This is a genomic window from Aminobacter sp. P4_H6_2 (assembly GCF_056400805.1).
In genome coordinates this window covers 1-1,180 of the sequence record NZ_JBFUKO010001009.1, presented here as the reverse complement: position 1 = coordinate 1,180, position 1,180 = coordinate 1, and the positions used below count along the sequence as shown (strand labels likewise).

The following is a 1,180-nucleotide window of genomic DNA, read 5'->3' as shown; positions in this document are numbered from 1 at the left end:
CTCCCCAGGCCGTCTGTTTAGCTCAGACTAGCGGCGTCTTTTCCATCTCGGCCAGGAAACGATCCTGCTCCGCGCCGTCCATGCGGACAAGGTGGCCAGATTGCGGATAGGCGCCGCTGGCGACGTCGGCTCCATATTCGCGGAAGGCGGCGACGCGCTCCTGCTGCAGACGCTGATACTGCGAATGAAAGTCGCGATAGACCTTCGAATGGCGCGGGTAGTGGCCGTCATGTTCGCCGAGCACGTCAGTTGCGAACAAATACTGCGCGTCGCAGCCTGCGCCTGCGCCCATCGAGATCATCAAGAGGCTGGTGCGCTTCGAGATCGCTTCGGCGATAGCAGGCGGAACCACCTCGATCTCGGCGGCGAAGGCACCGGCCTCTTCCAGCGCCTTGGTCTGCTGCCAGACCGTCATAGCGGAATCGAAAGTCTTGCCGACGGCCTTGAAGCCACCGGTCCAGGTGCGGCGCGACGGGATCAGGCCGACATGGCCGACGACGGGAATGCCCTCATCGCGCAGGCGCCTGATGATCTTCAAGCTCGCGCCGCAATAGACGGCGTTGGCGCCTGATTTGAGCAGGCGGAAGGCGACGCGCAGATAGTCTTCCTCGGTGATGTAGGCGCCGGGCTCGAGCCCGCCGACGACGAAGGGATTGGGGCAGATGGCGCGAAAACCTTCGAGGGAAAGCACTTCGGGTGGCACCGACAGCATATCGATGTTTGCCGCATTGGCGGCGGCTGCCTCATCGAGGGATTCGACGCGCAGCTTGGTCAGTGGGCGCTTGCCCTTGAGGGCGAGGATGTCGGCGACGGTGGGCTGGGACGATTTCATCTCATTCCTCGGCTGGCAGGACTGGCATTTCGGCGGGGCAGAAAGTCAGCCGAGTTTGATCATCACCCGACCATCTTCGACTTTGACCGGATAAGTGGCGATGTCGACGCAGACAGGCGCGCCCTTGGCCTTGCCCGTGGTGAAGTCGAAGCGRCCATTGTGCTTGGGGCATTCGATGATCGTGCCCATGACCAGCCCGCCGCTGAGATGGACCTTCTCATGCGTGCAAAGCCCGTCGGTGGCAAAGAAGCGGTCGTCTTCGGTGCGGTAGAGCGCGAAGGTGCGGCCGTCGTGATCGAAGCGGATCACATCGTCAGGCTCGATGTCGTCGGCGTCGCAGGCGGTGAT

The 1,180-nt window shown here is 62.8% G+C and carries 2 protein-coding genes; both read right to left on the bottom strand.

What is annotated here, in order from left to right:
* Positions 1–22 precede the first annotated feature (22 nt).
* Positions 23–832: a 3-methyl-2-oxobutanoate hydroxymethyltransferase gene (locus AC1DUU_RS32525; RefSeq protein WP_476787403.1), complete on the bottom strand. Its 810-nt coding sequence runs from the start codon at positions 830–832 to the stop codon at positions 23–25.
* Between the two features lie 45 nt (positions 833–877).
* Positions 878–1,180, bottom strand: a 303-nt coding sequence (locus AC1DUU_RS32520; RefSeq protein ID WP_476787402.1) for a MocE family 2Fe-2S type ferredoxin, incomplete at its 5' end; no start/stop codon positions are given.

Coding starts and splice junctions, on each gene's coding strand:
- AC1DUU_RS32525 (WP_476787403.1), bottom strand. CDS start 832: ATGAAATCGTCCCAGCCCACCGTCGCCGACATCCTCGCCCTCAAGGGC.